This window comes from Oleiphilus sp. HI0086 (assembly GCF_001635225.1).
The window spans coordinates 1-718 of record NZ_LWFZ01001254.1 but is presented as its reverse complement, the minus strand read 5'-3'; the positions used below and the strand labels follow the sequence as shown (position 1 = coordinate 718).

The window sequence follows — 718 nt, the reverse complement described above, 5'->3', positions numbered from 1 at the left end:
ATGAACCAAAAGTCATTGTATAAATAACTGTCATTGCCCAAGTATGCTTGTTATCAAAGATTTTGTACTGACGCGTTAAGCTCTCACCGATCTGACCTGGAATCGCTTTCAAAGCAAATACTGTCGCTGCGATAACAATAGGTAATACGATCCACTTACTTACACCAAAACCTGAACCACCCACTTTCTCAGGAAGCATCAACCATAGGCCGAAGATTGCACAAGCAAAGCCAACCAGCAACATCATTGAAATTAAGCCGAAAGAACCAACAGGGCCAGGAATACTTGGCGAAATGTGGTCTTCACGCAAGTTATTCATACCGAACCAGCCAGCAAGTGCGAGAGGAATCAGGAAGAGCAACCACACGAAGCCTGCATTTTGAATCCATGCTTCAGTACCTGCAGGAATCTTACCGATCAAGGTACCTGAAGTATTAACTAGCGTCATTGACTCGCCGCCTAGTGCGCCGAACATGCCAACAGTCATCGCCAATGGAACCAGAATCTGCATCGTAGTAACACCAAAGTTACCCAGACCCGCATTCAAACCTAGCGCCAAGCCCTGCTGCTTCTTAGGAAAGAAGAAACTGATGTTTGACATTGAAGATGAGAAGTTACCACCACCAAAGCCAGATAGAAGCGCTAGTGCCTGGAAAACCCAGAAAGGTGTTTCAGGGTTAGACAGCGCGATACCTGTACCGGCTGCAGGTAGCATGAG

The 718-nt window shown here is 46.4% G+C and carries 1 pseudogene; it reads right to left on the bottom strand.

The features are described 5' to 3' along the window. Positions 1–718, bottom strand: a pseudogene (locus A3756_RS21715) (antiporter); the annotation flags it as partial.